19 protein-coding genes are annotated in these 16,135 nt (G+C 67.2%); 14 read left to right on the forward strand and 5 right to left on the reverse strand.

The window, feature by feature from the left end:
• The first annotated feature begins 32 nt into the window (after positions 1 to 32).
• The 3 genes from EKM57_RS04495 (at position 33) to gcvPB (ending at position 3,908) form a co-directional block, all read left to right on the forward strand.
• Positions 33 to 815 carry a trans-aconitate 2-methyltransferase gene (locus tag EKM57_RS04495; RefSeq protein ID WP_129791276.1) on the forward strand — a complete coding sequence of 261 codons (783 nt, stop codon included), beginning with the start codon at positions 33 to 35 and terminating at the stop codon, positions 813 to 815.
• A 101-nt stretch (positions 816 to 916) separates the two neighbouring features.
• Positions 917 to 2,275: an aminomethyl-transferring glycine dehydrogenase subunit GcvPA gene (gcvPA, locus tag EKM57_RS04500; protein ID WP_129791277.1), complete on the forward strand. Its 1,359-nt coding sequence runs from the start codon at positions 917 to 919 to the stop codon at positions 2,273 to 2,275.
• A gap of 52 nt (positions 2,276 to 2,327) precedes the next feature.
• Positions 2,328 to 3,908: an aminomethyl-transferring glycine dehydrogenase subunit GcvPB gene (gene gcvPB, locus EKM57_RS04505; protein ID WP_129791278.1), complete on the forward strand. Its 1,581-nt coding sequence runs from the start codon at positions 2,328 to 2,330 to the stop codon at positions 3,906 to 3,908.
• 62 nt (positions 3,909 to 3,970) lie between these two features.
• Here gcvPB and EKM57_RS04510 read toward each other — a convergent pair whose 3' ends face one another.
• Positions 3,971 to 4,444, reverse strand: a complete 474-nt coding sequence (locus EKM57_RS04510) for an isoprenylcysteine carboxylmethyltransferase family protein (protein ID WP_129791279.1) — start codon at positions 4,442 to 4,444, stop codon at positions 3,971 to 3,973.
• 129 nt (positions 4,445 to 4,573) lie between these two features.
• On the opposite strand from EKM57_RS04510, the gene EKM57_RS04515 reads away from it, so the two are divergent.
• Positions 4,574 to 5,179 (forward strand): DUF938 domain-containing protein, encoded by a 606-nt coding sequence (locus EKM57_RS04515; RefSeq protein ID WP_129791280.1) that lies wholly within the window; start codon positions 4,574 to 4,576, stop codon positions 5,177 to 5,179.
• Positions 5,180 to 5,206: 27 nt separating this feature from the next.
• Here EKM57_RS04515 and EKM57_RS04520 read toward each other — a convergent pair whose 3' ends face one another.
• The 3 genes from EKM57_RS04520 to EKM57_RS04530 are packed head-to-tail and all read right to left on the reverse strand — an operon-like array spanning position 5,207 to position 6,947.
• Positions 5,207 to 5,440: a hypothetical protein gene (locus EKM57_RS04520; RefSeq protein ID WP_129791281.1), complete on the reverse strand. Its 234-nt coding sequence runs from the start codon at positions 5,438 to 5,440 to the stop codon at positions 5,207 to 5,209.
• A complete protein-coding gene (locus tag EKM57_RS04525; RefSeq protein WP_129791282.1) occupies positions 5,437 to 6,069 on the reverse strand; it encodes a phosphatase PAP2 family protein in 633 nt (210 codons plus the stop codon). Before EKM57_RS04525 ends, EKM57_RS04520 begins: the two co-directional genes overlap by 4 nt.
• An 8-nt stretch (positions 6,070 to 6,077) precedes the next feature.
• On the reverse strand, positions 6,078 to 6,947 hold the full coding sequence (locus EKM57_RS04530) for a class I SAM-dependent methyltransferase (RefSeq protein ID WP_129791283.1): 870 nt from the start codon (positions 6,945 to 6,947) through the stop codon (positions 6,078 to 6,080).
• 85 nt (positions 6,948 to 7,032) lie between these two features.
• Here EKM57_RS04530 and EKM57_RS04535 point away from each other — a divergent pair, with 85 nt between their 5' ends.
• The 7 genes from EKM57_RS04535 to EKM57_RS04565 all read left to right on the forward strand — a co-directional run bounded on the left by EKM57_RS04535 (position 7,033) and on the right by EKM57_RS04565 (position 12,530).
• Entirely contained in the window at positions 7,033 to 7,587 is a 555-nt protein-coding gene (locus tag EKM57_RS04535; RefSeq protein WP_129791284.1) for a PH domain-containing protein, read from the forward strand.
• Positions 7,584 to 9,107: a PH domain-containing protein gene (locus tag EKM57_RS04540; protein WP_129791285.1), complete on the forward strand. Its 1,524-nt coding sequence runs from the start codon at positions 7,584 to 7,586 to the stop codon at positions 9,105 to 9,107. The genes EKM57_RS04535 and EKM57_RS04540 overlap by 4 nt, the downstream gene beginning before the upstream one ends.
• 43 nt (positions 9,108 to 9,150) lie before the next feature.
• Entirely contained in the window at positions 9,151 to 9,618 is a 468-nt protein-coding gene (locus EKM57_RS04545) for a GspH/FimT family pseudopilin (protein WP_129791286.1), read from the forward strand.
• A complete protein-coding gene (gspI, locus tag EKM57_RS04550; RefSeq protein ID WP_129791287.1) occupies positions 9,605 to 10,024 on the forward strand; it encodes a type II secretion system minor pseudopilin GspI in 420 nt (139 codons plus the stop codon). Before EKM57_RS04545 ends, gspI begins: the two co-directional genes overlap by 14 nt.
• A gap of 14 nt (positions 10,025 to 10,038) precedes the next feature.
• Positions 10,039 to 10,635 (forward strand): type II secretion system minor pseudopilin GspJ, encoded by a 597-nt coding sequence (gspJ, locus tag EKM57_RS04555; protein ID WP_243450884.1) that lies wholly within the window; start codon positions 10,039 to 10,041, stop codon positions 10,633 to 10,635.
• 8 nt (positions 10,636 to 10,643) lie between these two features.
• Positions 10,644 to 11,618, forward strand: a complete 975-nt coding sequence (gspK, locus tag EKM57_RS04560) for a type II secretion system minor pseudopilin GspK (protein WP_243450885.1) — start codon at positions 10,644 to 10,646, stop codon at positions 11,616 to 11,618.
• 99 nt (positions 11,619 to 11,717) lie between these two features.
• Positions 11,718 to 12,530, forward strand: a complete 813-nt coding sequence (locus tag EKM57_RS04565; RefSeq protein WP_165357170.1) for a universal stress protein — start codon at positions 11,718 to 11,720, stop codon at positions 12,528 to 12,530.
• Here EKM57_RS04565 and EKM57_RS04570 read toward each other — a convergent pair.
• Complete coding sequence (locus tag EKM57_RS04570; RefSeq protein WP_129791291.1) at positions 12,527 to 13,195, reverse strand: queuosine precursor transporter; 669 nt, start codon at positions 13,193 to 13,195, stop codon at positions 12,527 to 12,529. The genes EKM57_RS04565 and EKM57_RS04570 overlap by 4 nt on opposite strands.
• Before the next feature lie 74 nt (positions 13,196 to 13,269).
• On the opposite strand from EKM57_RS04570, the gene EKM57_RS04575 reads away from it, so the two are divergent.
• From EKM57_RS04575 to EKM57_RS04585, 3 genes are read left to right on the forward strand one after another with little or no spacing between them, the layout of a single operon-like run.
• Positions 13,270 to 14,259, forward strand: coding sequence for an adenosine kinase (locus EKM57_RS04575; RefSeq protein WP_129791292.1), 990 nt, complete (start codon positions 13,270 to 13,272; stop codon positions 14,257 to 14,259).
• The gene (locus EKM57_RS04580; protein WP_129791293.1) at positions 14,256 to 14,825 is read left to right on the forward strand and encodes a TIGR00730 family Rossman fold protein; all 570 of its coding nucleotides are present in this window, start codon (positions 14,256 to 14,258) and stop codon (positions 14,823 to 14,825) included. Before EKM57_RS04575 ends, EKM57_RS04580 begins: the two co-directional genes overlap by 4 nt.
• A 24-nt stretch (positions 14,826 to 14,849) precedes the next feature.
• Entirely contained in the window at positions 14,850 to 16,106 is a 1,257-nt protein-coding gene (locus tag EKM57_RS04585; RefSeq protein WP_129791294.1) for a NupC/NupG family nucleoside CNT transporter, read from the forward strand.
• Positions 16,107 to 16,135 lie beyond the last annotated feature (29 nt).

Below are 16,135 nucleotides of genomic sequence, written 5' to 3' on the forward strand. Positions count from 1 at the left end.
CCCTTCAACAACCCGGCTTCGGAGCGGCTGCAATGGTGAATGCGGCTTCCCGCTGGAACGTGTCGGATTATGGCCGCCACGGCGCTTTCGTGCCGGCTCTCGGCGACGCGGCGCTGGACCTGCTCGCTCCGCGCTCGGACGAGTTGGTCCTCGATCTCGGCTGCGGCGATGGCGTGCTCACTGCGCGCATCGCCGAGGCGGGTGCGCGGGTGGTTGGTCTCGATTCCTCACCCGATATGGTCGCGGCGGCGCGGGCGCGGGGCATCGACGCGTTCGTTGCCGATGCGGAGGCCCTTGGGCTGGAGGGCCAGGTTGAATGGTATGGCCGCTTCGACGCGGTCTTTTCCAACGCGGCCTTGCACTGGATGCTCGATGCCGCAGCGGTGGCTCGCGGCGTGTTCGCGGTGCTCAGTGCCGGTGGCCGCTTCGTCGGAGAGATGGGCGGTGAGGGCAATCTGGCCCGAATGCGCGAGGCTCTTCGCGACGAGCTGATCGGTCGCGGCTACGCCATGCCAGCAGCCGAGACCCAATGGTATGCCTCGGTCGAGGCATTTCGGCGCGTTTATGCCGATGCCGGCTTTGCCGCCATCGAAGCCGAGCTCATCGCCCGGCCCACCCCGCTGCCCGAAGGTATCGCGCCCTGGGTGAGGACTTTCCGCGCGGGGCTCCTGGACATGGCCGGCGTCCCTGAGGCCGAGCGCGACTCTGTCGCCGCCGCCGTCGAGCGACGCCTTTCGTCCGACCTTCGCCGCTCCGACGGCACATGGTTCGCCGACTACGTCCGGCTGCGTTTCCGAATGAAGAAGCCCGAGTGAAAGTTCGACTTTGTCCCGGTCGAAGCGCGCCTCCGGCGAGGGAGAAGAAATCCTCCTCTCCATCGCCTCGCGGCCGGGAGTACAGGAAGAAGGTGATCTGAATGCGTTACCTGCCCCTCTCCGAAGGCGATCGCGCCGCGATGCTTGCCAAGATCGGCGCCGCGACGATCGACGATCTGTTCGTCGACGTTCCTGCGCCTGCCCGCCTCCCGGCGAAGATCGAAGGCCTCGCGGATCATGCCAGCGAACTGGCCGTCGAGCGTCACCTGGGGAGCCTGGCCGGGCGAAACATGGTCGCGGGGCAGGGGCCGTTCTTTCTCGGCTGCGGCGCCTATCGACACCACATCCCGGCCAGCGTCGACCACCTCATCCAGCGGGGCGAGTTCCTGACCAGCTACACGCCCTACCAGCCCGAGATCGCCCAGGGCACGCTCCAGGTCCTGTTCGAGTTCCAGACCCAGGTGGCTCGGCTCTACGACTGCGACGTCGCCAACGCTTCCATGTATGACGGCTCGACCGCTTGCTGGGAGGCGATCGCCATGGCCCGGCGGATCACCCGCCGCGGCAAGGCGATCCTCTCCTCCGGGCTGCACCCGCATTACGTCTCGGTGGCGAGGACGATGGCGCGCTTTACCGGCGATCTGCTGGAAACGATGTTGCCGGAGCTCACGCCGGAGCCGGATACGATGCGGCTGATCGAAGCGGTCGATGGCGAGACCAGCGCCGTGGTCGTGCAATATCCCGACATATTGGGCCGGATCGGAGACCTTTCGGAGCTGGCGGCCCGGGTGCATGCCCAGGGCGCTCTGCTCATCGCGGTGGTCACCGAGCCGGTGGCGCTAGGCGCGATCCGCTCGCCGGGAGAGATGGGCGCCGACATCGTCGTCGGCGAAGGCCAGTCTATCGGAGTCGGCCTCAATTTCGGCGGTCCCTATGTCGGCCTGTTTGCCTGCCAGGAGCGATTCGTCCGCCAGATGCCGGGCCGCCTCGCCGGCGAGACGGTGGATGCGGAAGGCAAGCGCGGTTTCGTCCTCACCTTGTCGACCCGCGAGCAGCATATCCGGCGCGAGAAGGCGACGTCCAACATCTGCACCAATAGCGGGCTATGTGCGCTTGCATTCTCGATCCATATGACTTTGCTCGGAGAGAAGGGGCTGCGGGCGCTGGCGGAAATGAACCACGCCGGCGCCGTCAAGGCGGCGCTCCGCTTGTCGTCCATTCCAGGCGTCGAGCTGGTGAATGATAGCTTCTTCAACGAGTTCACGCTGAATCTTGCCACGGAAGCTCGGCCGGTGGTGCGCGCGATGGCGGAGGCGGGCGTGCTTGGGGGCGTCTCGCTTGGCCGCCTCTATCCGGGCGCCCAGACCCTTGCCAACGGCCTCGTCGTTGCGGTCACCGAGACGGTCACGGACGAGGACGTCGCCGCGCTCGAGCAGGCGCTGACGGAGGCGCTGAAATGATTCCGCTTGCGCCGCGCCTCCGCCCCATTTGCTCCCGCCAGGAACCCCGCCGATGACCATGAATCGCGAAGGCCGTCCGACCCGGCCCGAAACCGCCGGTGCCGTGACCGGGACGACCTGGACCGGCAACCGTGCCCTGATGCTCGATGAGCCGCTCCTGTTCGAGATCGGCGACACACAGACGACCGGCGTCGACTTCGATCCGGCCGGTCCCGGCCGCGAGTCTCGTCTCGGCGGCCTCGAGCGCCGCCGTCCGATCGGCCTCGCCGGCCTTTCGGAGCCGGAAACGGTGCGTCACTATACCCGCCTGTCCAGGCAGAATTACGCGATCGACCTCGGGCTCTTCCCGCTCGGCAGCTGCACGATGAAGCACAATCCGCGGCTTTGCGAGAAGGTGGCGCGGCTGCCGGGCTTTGCCGACCTGCATCCGCTTCAACCGGTCGACACCGTCCAGGGGGCGCTTGCCGTAATCTCCGATCTTGGCGCCTGGCTGGTCCGGCTCACCGGCATGCACAGCGTTGCGATGAGCCCGAAGGCTGGGGCCCACGGGGAACTTTGCGGCCTGCTCGCCATCCGCTCGGCGCTCGAGGCACGCGGCGACATGCGCGAGGTAATCCTCGTCCCGGAGAGCGCGCACGGCACCAATCCCGCCACAGCCGCGTTCGCCGGTTATCGGGTCGAGAACATCCCCGCCAATGCGGCCGGCCGGGTCGATCTCGATGCCCTGAAGTCGCGGCTGGGGCCGGACGTCGCCGGCGTGATGATCACCAACCCCAATACGTGCGGCCTGTTCGAGCCCGACATGATCGCCATTTCCGCGGCGGTGCACGCTGCCGGCGGGCTGGTCTATTGCGACGGCGCCAACTTCAATGCGATCGTCGGCCGGGTTCGACCCGGCGACCTCGGCATCGACGCGATGCACATCAACCTGCACAAGACCTTCTCGACCCCGCATGGCGGCGGTGGCCCGGGCGCCGGTCCGGTCGTCTTCTCCGAGGCGCTGACCCCCTTTGCGCCATTACCCTTTGTCGAAAGGATCCAGGCGGATGAGGGCGAACGCTACGTCCTGGTCGAAGAGGAGAATGCGGACGAGCATCATTCCCGCAGCTTCGGCCGAATGACCGCCTTTCACGGCCAGATGGGCATGTTCACCCGGGCGCTCGCTTATATTCTGAGCCACGGCGCAGACGGCCTGCGGCAGGTTGCCGAAGATGCGGTTCTCAATGCCAATTATGTACTGCGCAGCCTCGAGGACGTGCTCGAAGCGCCGTTCGGGGCGAGCGGACCATGCATGCACGAGGCCCTGTTCAGCGATAAAGGCTTTGCCGAGGGACTCACCACGCTCGACGTCGCGAAGGGGCTGATCGACGAGGGCTATCATCCGATGACGATGTACTTCCCGCTGGTCGTGCACGGCGCGATGCTCGTCGAGCCGACCGAGACGGAAAGCAAGGCAGCGCTCGACCAGTTCATCGGCGCGCTTCGGAACGTGGCGGAGCGGGCGAAAGCGGGCGATCCGAGCCTCAAGGCCGCCCCGATCCACGCGCCGCGCCGCCGGCTGGACGAGACGCTGGCAGCGAGAAAGCCCGTGCTGGTCTACAGGGAGCCGGACCCGGCGCAGGCCGCGGAGTAGAATGGCAGACCCTGACAGGCGAGAAGGGACTCCGAAGGCGCCGGATCGATGTCCTCCCGAGCCTAGAGCCAGCGCCTTACCCGCGCCTTGTAGGCACGATATTGCTGCCCGAACTTCGCGTCCAGGTAACGCTCCTCCCGGGCGATTACTTGCGTGCGGATGATCACCATGACCAAGGGAAGCAGGATCAGTGCGATCGGGCCGTCCAGGCCGACGGCAAGACCCGCGTAGATCAGCGCCATACCGATGTACATCGGGTTGCGGGTGTGGCCGTAAACGCCGGTCGTGACGATCCCGGTGGTTGTCGTCCACGGCGGCGCTGGCGTGCCCGCCCGCTTGAACAGGCCGATCGCAGACGCGACCAGGGCAACGCCGCCTGCGAACAGGAGCGCGCCGGCCCCCCAACGCAACATGCTGCCGATTCCAAGCGTCCGCAGGTCGATACCGAGCTCCGCGACGAAGCCAAGCAGAAGGAAACCGAGATAAAGGAGGGGCGGCGGTAATCTGACCTGCGCGCTGTCCTCCTCGATCTTCATGCCGACTCCCGCTTGCCGGATTGAAGCTAGCCCAAGCAGACGACGCTGACGAGCAGCCATTCGGAGGGAAGGATCGCCTTTCGGGGCGGCCTCTGCCAAGGAGTTGCGCGCAATCGAGGGAGCCGTTCGATCACCGACCATCGTCGATCCGCCCCGCACGTCGCCCGCAACGCCGGGCCGATCGCCGACGTCCTGCGGGAGATACTGCCGCCGCGCGGCCTCGTCCTGGAAATCGCCAGCGGCACCGGGGAACATGTCGTGCACTTCGCCCGGGCCTTTCCGCAGCTGCTGTGGCAGCCGAGCGATCCCGAGCCGACGGCCCTGCGGTCGATCGAGGCCTGGCGCGCCGAAGCCGGGCTGTTCAACCTGCTTCCGCCGGTGTCGCTCGACGCGCGGGCGATCGAATGGCCGTTGGCACGGGCCGATGCGATCCTCGCCATAAACATGGTACATATCAGCCCATGGTCTGCGACCCAGGGTCTGATGCGCGGTGCCGGGCGGATGCTCGGCGCGGGCGCGCCGCTCTACCTTTACGGCCCTTACCGCCAGGCGGATGTCCCCACCGCTCCAAGCAACGAGGCGTTCGATCAGAGTCTGAAGGAACGCAATGCGGAATGGGGCCTGCGCGACCTGGAGCAAGTGACCGCCGAGGCCGAGAGCCACGGACTTGGGCTGGAGCGGCTCCTGCCGATGCCGGCGAACAATCTGTCGCTCGTGCTCCGCCGGAAGGGATAGGTTAACCTCGACGGCCTTCCCTGGTCCCTACCGGTCGTTGAAGCGGGGCAGGTTCGCCTCCTCTTTCTTGTCGGATGCGCGCACGCGAGTAACCCCGGTATCGCCGCCTACCTCATGCTCCTCCTCGGCACGGGACGAGACATCGCGCTGCAGGTTCCCGCCGGAAGCGCCGCCGTGGCCGGGGGCGCGTTCCGCTTCGCTAATCACCTCATGGTCGTCATGGGCGCGCGCGCTATCGGCGCGCTTGGTGTCGTCCATCATGTGGGGTCTCCTTCGGAGAAAGAATGAGCTGCGGCGCGAGGCGTTCCCTCGCCCAGCGGGTGGCCCGACAAGCGGAGAAGGAGGAGCGTCCAGAAGAGGCCGAAAGCCCAGCCGCCAATGACGTCGCTCGGCCAGTGGACGCCGAGCAGCACCCGAGACACGCCGACGGCGAGCGCCAGCCAAACCGCCGCCCATACCGCGTAGGCGCGGCTACGTGCGGAGCGCGTGAGGAGCAGCGCCAGGCAAAGCCAGACGATGGTGGCATTGGCGGCATGGCCGCTGGGGAAAGCGAGCGATTCGACCGGGACGAGGTGTCCCTGCGCATCCGGCCTGACCCGGGCCGTCCAATCCTTCTGCAGCCAGACAAGCAAGCGGCCGGACGCGGTGACCGCGACGAGCAAGGCGGCTGCCTTCCATTCGCGCCGAACGAGCAGCATGCCGAAGCCGAAGGCGGTGGCGGGGACCAGGACGGTCCATCCGCCCAGTTCGGTCGCCCACCGGGCCATCCGCGCAAGGTCGGGGCGTTCGCCGGCATAAGCGAACAGCAGCAGTCCGCGATCGAACTCCATCGCGCCGAACAGCAGCATCACGCCCCAGGCAAGTGCAAGTCCGATCAGCGCCAGTGGCATGGCAAGGTTCAGCTCGCCCTTGCCGCCTGCCAGCCGGTCTGGCCCCGGATCGGCACGATCCGGCCGTCGTCGGTGATCCTGCCCAGATATTCGCGCCGCCCATTGCCGGCGTCGGCGACGAACCGGAGGACGCGGCCGTAGACATGGCCCTGCTCGACCCGACTGGTGCCGCCATCGCCGGTGATCGTGCCCTCGATCTTCTGAAAGTTCTGCTCGAGGTCGAGCGTAGCTGTCCGTCCGTCCACCTCCAGCCGCCACTGGCCTTCGAACTGCGCCGGAACGAACCACATGTACAGGGTCGCCGATCCTACCTGCTGGCGCTGATCCGGGCGCCAGTCTCCCATGTCGAAATCGTGGCTGACGACGCGCGCGCCGGGCCGCATCTGAGAAAAGATACGCGGGCGCAGCCGGAGGTTCACCTCGCGGGTGAGATAGAGGGTGAGGACGTCGGCTTCCTGCAACGGAGTCTCGAACAGGTCCTGTCGGCGAAATTCGATCAGGTGGGTCACCCGCGCCGCCTGCGCATTGGCCTTGGCCTCGGCGATTCGGGCGGGGTCGATCTCGATCCCCAGGCCGCGTGCGCCGTGGCTGCGTGCGGCCGCGATGAGGATGCGGCCATCCCCCGATCCGAGGTCGATGACATATTCGTCGGGCCGTACTCGGGCCATGGCGAGCATGGCGTCCACCACTTGATAGTCGGTGGCGACATAGGGCGCATCGAGCTGAGGCGCGGACGCGATGAAGTTGGAAGGATCGAAATTGCCGCCGGGCTGCGGCGGTTCGGGAGAAAGGGCCCGATATGCCATCATTGCGAGCAGGACGGCTGCAACGACGATGGCCCCCGTCAGCACGGCGCGCAGAAATAAACGTGACGACATCGGCGACTCCGCAATTGGCAACGGCCCTCTTTCCCTGTCTTGGAAGGAATGTCACCACGCGGCTGAACGAAAAGGCGTCAGGATCATGCAAACAATCGGCTGGCCGGAAGAAAACAGCCTGAGGCCGCTTCATCCTAACCAGATCCGCGTGCTTCAGCTGCGCGGCCTGGTCACGGCGCTGCCGCTGACAGCACTCGTCGCCGCGCTCGATTTCGGTCCGCTGCGCCAGACGCCCGTGCCGCCCGGCTTGACGACGGCAGTCGTGCTGGCCGCGGCGCTGATCCTGCTCGCGATCCTTCCTCCGCGACGATACCGCGCCTGGGGCTATCGCGAGGAGGAGGACGAACTCCATATCGGATCCGGGCTCCTGATCCGCGTCCGCACCGTCGTCCCGTTCGGGCGAGTCCAGCATATCGACGTCGCCCAAGGCCCGATCGAGCGCCGTTACGGCCTCGCTACACTGATTCTTCACACCGCGGGCACCCGAGGGGCGGCCGTGCCGCTGCCCGGGCTCCCGCATGAGCAAGCCGAGCGGATGCGCGATCGCATACGCGCGAAGATCCGCCACGAGCTTGGCCAGATCGCTTCCGCGCCGGCCGGACACGCCGAGGACGGCTCCGCGCAAGGCGTCCCGATGTGACCGAGCAGGCCCCGGCGCCGAGACGGCTCCATCCGGCCACCCTGGTTTCCCGGTGGCTGCGACTCGTGCCGCAGCTCCTCGGAGGCGGCGCGGCCTATGCAGCGGTGGTCGACGGCTGGGGCAGAATCCTGCTCCTGGCCGTCCTCGCCGCGCTGCTCGGGGTCGGGATCGCGCTCATCGTCTGGTGGCGGTTCCGCTACACGGTCAGGCCCAACGAGATCGTCATCGAAAGCGGAGTCTTCCAGCGCCAGCGACGAGTCATTCCCTTCTCCCGTGTGCAGGACATTGCGATCGAGCGGGGATTGTTGGCCCGCTTGTTCAACACCGCCAAGGTGAAGATCGAAACCGGCGGGTCCGCCGCGGACGAAGGCGACCTCGACATGATCTCGCTCGCCGACGCCCAGCGGCTGCGCGATCATATTCGTCGCGGACATGGGGAGACCGCCGTCAGGGCGGTGGAGGAGGAGCCGCTTCTATTCGCGATGAGCTTCGCGCGGCTCTTTCATTCAGGCCTGTTCAACTTCTCGCTGCTCTTTCTGGCGGTGATCATGGCCGTTCTCCAGAATCTGGAGCAGTTCAACCTCGTCGACCTGGAAGAATTGTTCAATCCGCAGCGCGCCGGCGCGGTCGCCGGCTATCTGACCCTTCGCACCACCCTGATCCTCGCGCCCCTGCTCATCCTGCTCGGAATCGTTTCCGGCCTGGTGCGTACCATTGCCCGCGATTTCGGCTTTCGCCTTTCCCTGACCGGCGAGGCCGGCGACGGGTCGGCCGCCGTGAACGGGGCAGGGGGGCTGCGCCGCCGACGCGGCCTGTTCACGCTGTCCGAGGTGGTAATTCCGATCTGCCGCATTCAGATCGCCTTGATCGAGAGTGGCCCCGTCACCCGGCAGCTCGGCTGGTTCAGCCTGTCGTTCCAGACGCTGGGCGCAGACACGAAGGAAGGCGGTGTCCAGGCCGCCGCGCCGTTCGCCCGAATGGAGGAGTTGCAGCCGATTGTCTCGGCGGCCGGCCTTCCGATGCCCCCGCCGCAGTCCGATTTTGTTCGGATCCCGCGCCGGGCGTTGCTCCGCCGAGCCGTTCCCTGGCTCGTCGTCGGTGTCGCGGCGGCCCCGATCGCCATCTGGCTGGCGCCGGGCGCCGGACTGGTTGCCGCAGTGATGCTGCTCGCGGCTCTCTATGGGGCGCTGCGCTGGCGCAAGCATGGCTTCGCGCTTGGCGAGGACGCCCTGTTCGTCTCCGACGGCTTGTTCAAGCGTCGGTTGTGGATCATACCTTTCGACAAGGCACAGACGATCAGCATCAATCGAGGCCCGCTCCAGCGCGGGCTTGGGCTTGCCTCCTTGCTGGTCGACACGGCCGGCGCATCGATGATCCGGACATCGGAGATCGTCGACCTGGACGGCGCCGAGGCAGACCGGTTGGCGGGACGGCTGCTGGAGCGGTTCTACGACGGGCATTTGCGTCCTTGCGGCAGCAACGCCTCGTCCGCGCCGGCACAGGACGCGGATCTGTCATGATTCGACGCTTGAATCCCGCTCCGGCGCGGGTGGAATGGGGACGATGAGAGCGAAGGCGATTCCTGGGCGTCGGCGGAAGCCGGCATCGCGTCGAAGCGCCGGATTCACCCTCGTCGAGCTGATGGTGGTGATCGTCATTATCGGCATTGCGGCAACTGCCGTCGTGCTGGCGGTGCCCGACACCGGCGGGAGCATCCAGGCCGAGGCCGAGCGCTTCGCAGCGCGGGCCAAGGCCGCGCGCGATTCTGCGATCGTCGAGGCGCGGCCCTACGTGCTGGTGGTCGATGCCTCCGGCTACGCCGTAAGTCGCCGAAGCGAAGGCCGGTGGGTTCAAGCGGCGCGCCACGCCTGGGTGCGGGGGACAGAGGCGGAAACTGCGGAGAACGATCGCGGAAGGGTCCGCTTCGACTCCACCGGGCTGGCCGATCCGCTCCATTTGACGTTGCGCCGTGGCGGCCGCCAGGCGGCTGTTCGAATCGGCCACGACGGCGAGATCCATGTCCAGCGCTGACCCCTTCGTCTCCCCGGCGACCGGCGGGCCAGGGGAGCCAAACCCGTCGGAAAGCGGCTTCACCCTGATCGAGATGCTTGTTGCCCTCGCCATCTTCAGCCTGGCGGCCCTTGCCTTGCTGCGCCTGGGCGGGGCGACCGCCACGAACAGCGCGCGTCTCCATGACCAGGCGCTCGCCCAGATGGTGGCACGCAATCTGGCGGTGGAGGTGCTGAGCGATCCTGAACCGCCGCCCTTCGGCAGCCTCAACGGCGAGGCAGTCAATGCGGGCCGCCGCTGGCTCTGGACGCGAAACACGGCCCGCTCGCCGGAGGCACGGATCCAGCAGATCGAAATCGTCGTGACTCCGGCCGACGGCGGCCCGGGCCGTGCGGCCCTAACCATCTTCCGCCGGGCGTCGCTATGAGACGGCGGCCGGACATGAACGTGCGGATCGGAGCGAGCGCCGGCTTCACCCTCGTCGAGATGATGATCGCCTTGTCCATCTTCGGCTTGCTGACCGCGGCCGGAGTAACCCTGCTCGGTCTCACCGCGCGTACCCAGGAAGCTTCGGACCGCCTGCTCGGCGAATTGGGAGAGCTGCGGCGCACCGGTGCCCTGCTCACGGCCGATCTCGCCCAGGCTGCGCCGCGGCTCTATCGCGATCGCGACGGCCGTCCCCTGCGGGCTTTTGCCGGAGGCAATGGCGAAGAGCCTATGCTGATGGCGTTCGTGCGTCGCGGCTGGGCCGGCGGCGACGGCGCCGCGCTGCAGCGGGTCGCCTGGCGCCTGCGCGACGCTCGGCTGGAGCGGCTGAGCTATCCTCATGTCGACGGCGGCGGGTCCCCGGTCGCAGTGACCTTGCTCGACGGCGTGAGCGGCTTGCGACTGCGCTATCGCGACGATGAGGGGATGTGGCACGATCGCTGGGATCCCGCCAACGGCTCGCATCTTCCGCGAGCGGTGGAAATGGTCACCACCAGCCAGCCGCACGGAACGGTGCGCCAGCTGTTCCTGGTGGGGACCGGATCGCCGTGAAGGCGCCGGTGCCTCCACACGAGCGCGGCGCGGCCTTGCTCGCGGTGCTGCTGCTCGTCGCCGTGACCGGCGCGATCGCGGCGGCTGCGCTCGAGAAGGTCAGCCTCTCGCGCGCGATCGCGACCAACAGCGTCGCGCTGGACCAGGCCCGCGCCTATGCATCCGGAGTCGAGCAGGTGGCGATGCTCGCGCTTGACGACATGATCGCCGCGCGACCGGACCGTACCACGCTCGCAGGCGGCTGGAATGGCGCGGTTCGTCACGTCGCCTTGCCGGGCGGGGGAATCGCGCGGGTGAGCGTGAGCGACGGCGGCAACTGCTTCAACATCAACAGCGTAGTCGAGGGCGATCCCCGCACTCGGCTGGTGCGTCGCCATTCCGGCGTGATCGAGATGGTCGGCCTGATGCAGGTGCTCGGCGTGCCGGAAGGGGATGCGCACCGCATCGCCGAGGCTGCCGCCGACTGGGCGGACAGCGATTCGGTACCCGGTCCAGGGGGAGCGGAGGATGCTGCCTATGCCGCGGGTGCCGCACCATATCGGACCGCCAATACCTTGTTCGCCGACGTCGGCGAGCTGCGCCATCTGTCCGGAATGACGCCGGAAATAATGGTCCGGCTTCGGCCCTGGCTGTGCGCGCTGCCCAGCGCCGAGCTATCGCCAATCAACATCAACACTCTGCTGCCGGAGCAGGCGCCCCTTCTGGCGATGCTTGCCCCGGGCAAGCTGGACGTCGAACGCGCGCGCCGGATCCTCGCAGGCCGGCCGGCGGACGGATGGGAAAGCCAGCTCGAATTCTGGCAGATCGAGGCGATGCGCGATCTGGAGGTGCCCCTCGACGTCGAGCTTCAGCTGCAATTGCGCACCCGCTGGTTCGCGCTCGAAACCAGGGTCGAGCAGATGGGCGCGGACTTTGCCGAGACGGTCCTGGTGGACGCGCGCCTCCGGCCCTCGCGCGTGGTCGCCCGAAGTTGGGGGGAATGAGAGCGGGGTCCCGTCACCCTCCAGCCCGGCATCGGTCCAGGGGTGAAACAAAAGCGGGCCGATATGCTTTGCAGAGGGGAAAGCGAAGAGGAGGTCGCGATGAAATCCGTGCTGCTCTATGCGAACCGGGATCCCGGGCTGGAATCACGATTTCAGGCTGCGCTCGACGTCACACGCCTGTTCGGCGGTCATCTCACCTGCCTGCAGGTGACCCCCTATGACAGCTTCATCATGGGTGATCCGTTCGGCGGGGTCTACGCGCTTCCCACCGTGATCGAGCAGGTCCAGAAGGCGGCAGGCACCCATCGCGAAGAGGTCGAGGGCCGGCTGCGGGGCGAAGGCATCAGCTGGGACTGGCTGCCGTTCGACGGCGCCCCCGGCCAGCTCATCGTCGACCGCGCCCGCTTGTGCGACCTGATCGTGCTCAGCCGCCCCGAGCAGGAGGGTGCGCAAGGTCAAGTCGCCCAGTCGATTGCGGCGGAAGTCCTCGTCCATGCCCGGTCGCCGGTGTTGGCGGTCCCGCCGGCAAGCCGCGGAATCGACGCGCTCGGGGCGGCGATGGTGGCCTGGGACGGTTCGCTCGAAGCCTCGCATGCGCTGAGGCTGACCCTGCCGATGCTGTTGAAGGCGTCCGCGGTCAACATCGTCACCGTCACCGAGGGGCAGCGCGAATTCCCGGCCACCGACGCCGCCCGCTACCTCGCCCGCCACGGAGTTGAGCCGGAACTGCTCGAGTGGCCGGCGGAAGGACGCAGCACGGCGGCCGCCCTGGGTGCGGCGGCGACGTCGCTTTCAGCGGCTTATGTGGTGATGGGCGCCTATGGCCATACGCGCCTACGCGAAGCCTTTCTCGGCGGCGCCACCCGCGACATGCTGCGCGACGCGCCGGTGCCGCTTCTGATGGCGCATTAGCGGGCGTCCAGACGCCGGCCGAAGGCCACGAAGACGGTTACCAGGGCCGGCACGAGCAAGATGGACAAGACGATCTTCGCGGCCATCTGGCCGAGCATCAGATCGACTATTTCCCGCTCGCCGAGGAACGAGATGGTGATGAACAGGATCGTGTCGATGATCTGGGAGGCGACTCCGGCGATCATCGCCCGGAACCAGACCAGCCTGCCTCCGCCGCGCGCCATCTTCGAGAAGATCAGCACGTTCAGTGTCTGCGAGACGCCATAGGCGACAAGTCCGGCGAGCATCATCCGCGCGCTCTGCCCGAGCACGACCGGAAAGGCCTCCATCAGCGGCGGATACATTCCAGGATCGGCCGGCAGCGCGAGAACCAGCTGGATCAGCAGCATCGAGGCGATGAGTGGCACGAAGCCGATCCGGACGAGCCGGTCCGCGGTCTCGCGTCCATGAAGCTCTGCGACGGCGGAGGCCATGATGACGAGCAGGATGAATCCGAAGATACCTGCCTCGACGGCCAAAGGTCCGATCGCCACCTGTTTCGCGCCGAGCACTCCGGCAATGCAGACCATGCCGCCATAGAAGATCGAAAAGAGGAAGAGCGACCGGGAGACGGGTTGCGGCGCCGTCGCGGCGGCGGGATCGTTCGAAGCGGCCTGGCTGCTCATGCCGCCGACGTAACCGGTTTATCCCTGTGCAAAAAGGGCTTTCCGTCCAACATCATTCCCGCCATCACACCTGCGTGACTCGGACCAGACTGGATGTGCTCGCGCTCGGCGACGCGGTGGTGGACGTGATCGCCACGGCGGAGGATTCCTTCCTCGAGCAGGAGGGTCTGGTCAAAGGCTCGATGCGCGTGCTCGACGCCGCCGAGGCGACGCGCCTCTACGAGCGCATGGGCCCGGCCCGAGAAACCAGCGGCGGCTCCGCCGCGAACACCGTCGCCGGCATCGCCGCCCTTGGCGGACGGGCGGGGTTCGTCGGCCAGGTCGCAGACGACCAGCTCGGTGAGGTATTTGCCCATGATATCCGTGCCCACGGCGTCGAGTTCGAGACGCCGAAGGGCGATGGCGCGGTGCCCACCGGACGCTGCCTGATCCTGGTGACGCCCGACGCACAGCGGACGATGAACACCTTTCCCGGCGCCTCCCACACCCTTTCCGAAACGGCGCTCGACGAGGCGCAGATCCGGGGCGCTGCCATCCTCTATCTCGAAGCCTATCTCTGGCGGGCGGAAGCTCCCCGGAAGGCGATGCGCAAGGCTCTGTCGGTGGCGCGCGCGGCGGGGCGCAAGGTCGCCTTCACCCTGTCGGACATTGCGCTCATCGCCCTTTATCGCGAGCATTATGCCGACATGATCGACGCAGGCGAGATCGACCTGCTGATCGCCAACGAAGCGGAGATCAAGGCCCTGACGCGAATGGACGATCATGAGTCGGCGATCGCCACCTTGGCACCGAAGGTGCCGTTGCTGCTGGTCACCCGCAGCGAGAAGGGCGCGGTAGCGTTCGAGCGCGGGCGCCGCGCGGAGGTTGCCGCCGTGCCGGTCGACCCTGTCGTCGACACGACCGGCGCGGGCGACCTGTTCGCGGCCGGCTTTCTGCTCGGCGTCGCTCGTGAGTGTCCGCTCGAGCACAGCCTGCGCATGGGCGCGGTCGCCGCCGCCGAAGTGATCTCCCATTTCGGGGCCCGTCCCGAGATCGACCTCGAGCCGTTGATCGCCGCCCTGTGAAACGCCTGGCCGTCTATTGTGGATCGAGCCTCGGCGCCGATCCCGTCTTTGCCGATACGGCGCGCGCGCTCGGGGGCGAGATGGCTCGCCGCGGGATCAGCCTCGTCTATGGTGGCGGCCGGCTCGGCCTGATGGGCGTGGTGGCCGATGCGGTGCTCGCCGGCGGCGGCGAGGCCTATGGCGTCATCCCGCAGGCGCTGATCGACCTGGAAGTGGCGCATACCGGCCTTACCGAGCTTCACGTCGTGCAGACGATGCATGAGCGCAAGGCGAGAATGACCGACCTCACCGACGCTTTCGTCGCGCTGCCCGGTGGAATCGGCACGCTCGACGAACTGTTCGAGGCATGGAGCTGGAATGCGCTCGGCTACCACGCCAAGCCGTTCGCTCTGCTCAACGTCGGTGGCTTCTGGGACAATCTCGTCGAGCTGATGGACCATGTCGAGCGGAGCGGCTTCATGTCCTCCGCCCGGCGGGGGCAGTTGCTCGTCGCGGAAGGGATTGAGGAAGCGATCGACAAGCTCGACGCCGCGATCGCGGCGGCCGAGCCGAAGATGGTGTGGTAAGCGGCCGGACCGGGGGGTGGGGCGATGACAAGATATCTGATCGGGATGGCCGGAATCGCGGTGATCCTGACGATCGCTCTCCTGCTGTCGTCCAATCGGGGAGCCATCCGCCTGCGGATCGTCGGCGCCGCTTTCGCGCTGCAGGCGGGGATCGCGGTAATCGTCCTCTACACTTCGTGGGGGAGCACTGCCCTTCAGTGGATGTCCGCTGGCGTCGCAAACCTGCTCGGCTACGCGAATGCCGGGACCAGCTTTCTGTTCGGAGCGCTCGCCGCGCATGAGCTCGGCCAGAATTTCGCGATCCAGGCGCTGCCGGTGATCATCTTCTTCGCCTCGCTCATCTCCATCCTCTACTTCCTTGGCGTGATGCAGTTCGTGATCCGATGGATCGGTGGCGGGCTCGAGAGGATCACGGGCATCTCCAAGGTCGAATCGCTTTGCGCCGCAGCCAATATCTTCGTCGGCCAGAGCGAATCGCCGTTGGTCATCCGCCCCTATCTCGCCACGCTGGCACCCTCGCAGCTGTTCACGGTGATGACGGTTGGCATGGCCGGCGTCGCCGGCACGATCCTGGCCGCTTATGCGTCGATGGGAATCCGAATCGACTACCTGCTTGCCGCCAGCTTCATGGCGGCGCCCGGCGGCATCCTGATGGCCAAGATCATCATGCCCGACGAGCCGGCGAGGCCGGGCGAGCTGCCGCTCGGCGACGATCCGGAGGAAGAAAGCATCGTCGTGGCCGAATTCCACGAAGGCGAACGCCCGGCGAACATCATCATGGCGGCCGCCCAGGGCGCCCAGACGGGGGTCAAGCTTGCGGTGGCAGTCGGCGCGATGGTGCTCGCCTTCGTTGCCCTGGTCGCACTCGCCAACGGGCTGCTGACCGGAATGGGCAATTGGTTCGGCATCGAGAATCTGACCTTCCAGCGCCTCGTCGGCTATCTCTTCGCGCCCGTCATGTATCTGATCAACGTGCCGTGGGAGGAGGCGCTGCGCGCCGGCGGCCTGTTCGGCGAGAAGCTGGTGCTGAACGAGTTCGTGGCCTTCATCAGCCTCGGCGCGCAGCAGGGGACCCTTTCGCCGCTGACCGTCGCCATCGTCACCTTCGCGCTTTGCGGATTTGCCAATTTCAGCTCGATCGCCATTCAGATGGCGGTGACAGGCGGGCTGGCGCCAAACCAGCGGCCGGTGATCGCCAGGCTGGGCATACGAGCCCTGATCGCCGGCTCGCTCGCCAATCTCATGAGCGCGGCGCTCGCGGGGATGCTGATCCCGGTCTGAAGCGCGCCAGTCCGGCCACCCGCGGATTG

Origin of the sequence: Sphingosinicella sp. CPCC 101087, assembly GCF_004151485.1 — a bacterium.
GTDB lineage: Bacteria > Pseudomonadota > Alphaproteobacteria > Sphingomonadales > Sphingomonadaceae > Allosphingosinicella.

What these genes read in the sequence shown, in the direction of transcription:
- EKM57_RS04520 (WP_129791281.1), bottom strand. Translation starts at nt 5,440, where the DNA reads ATGATGGACGACACCAAGCGCGCCGATAGCGCGCGCGCCCATGACGAC.
- EKM57_RS04525 (WP_129791282.1), bottom strand. Translation starts at nt 6,069, where the DNA reads ATGCCACTGGCGCTGATCGGACTTGCACTTGCCTGGGGCGTGATGCTG.
- gcvPA (WP_129791277.1), top strand. Translation starts at nt 917, where the DNA reads ATGCGTTACCTGCCCCTCTCCGAAGGCGATCGCGCCGCGATGCTTGCC.
- gcvPB (WP_129791278.1), top strand. Translation starts at nt 2,328, where the DNA reads ATGACCATGAATCGCGAAGGCCGTCCGACCCGGCCCGAAACCGCCGGT.
- EKM57_RS04545 (WP_129791286.1), top strand. Translation starts at nt 9,151, where the DNA reads ATGAGAGCGAAGGCGATTCCTGGGCGTCGGCGGAAGCCGGCATCGCGT.
- gspI (WP_129791287.1), top strand. Translation starts at nt 9,605, where the DNA reads ATGTCCAGCGCTGACCCCTTCGTCTCCCCGGCGACCGGCGGGCCAGGG.
- EKM57_RS04510 (WP_129791279.1), bottom strand. Translation starts at nt 4,444, where the DNA reads ATGAAGATCGAGGAGGACAGCGCGCAGGTCAGATTACCGCCGCCCCTC.
- EKM57_RS04585 (WP_129791294.1), top strand. Translation starts at nt 14,850, where the DNA reads ATGACAAGATATCTGATCGGGATGGCCGGAATCGCGGTGATCCTGACG.
- EKM57_RS04530 (WP_129791283.1), bottom strand. Translation starts at nt 6,947, where the DNA reads ATGTCGTCACGTTTATTTCTGCGCGCCGTGCTGACGGGGGCCATCGTC.
- gspJ (WP_243450884.1), top strand. Translation starts at nt 10,039, where the DNA reads ATGAACGTGCGGATCGGAGCGAGCGCCGGCTTCACCCTCGTCGAGATG.
- EKM57_RS04495 (WP_129791276.1), top strand. Translation starts at nt 33, where the DNA reads ATGGTGAATGCGGCTTCCCGCTGGAACGTGTCGGATTATGGCCGCCAC.
- EKM57_RS04570 (WP_129791291.1), bottom strand. Translation starts at nt 13,195, where the DNA reads ATGAGCAGCCAGGCCGCTTCGAACGATCCCGCCGCCGCGACGGCGCCG.
- EKM57_RS04565 (WP_165357170.1), top strand. Translation starts at nt 11,718, where the DNA reads ATGAAATCCGTGCTGCTCTATGCGAACCGGGATCCCGGGCTGGAATCA.
- EKM57_RS04535 (WP_129791284.1), top strand. Translation starts at nt 7,033, where the DNA reads ATGCAAACAATCGGCTGGCCGGAAGAAAACAGCCTGAGGCCGCTTCAT.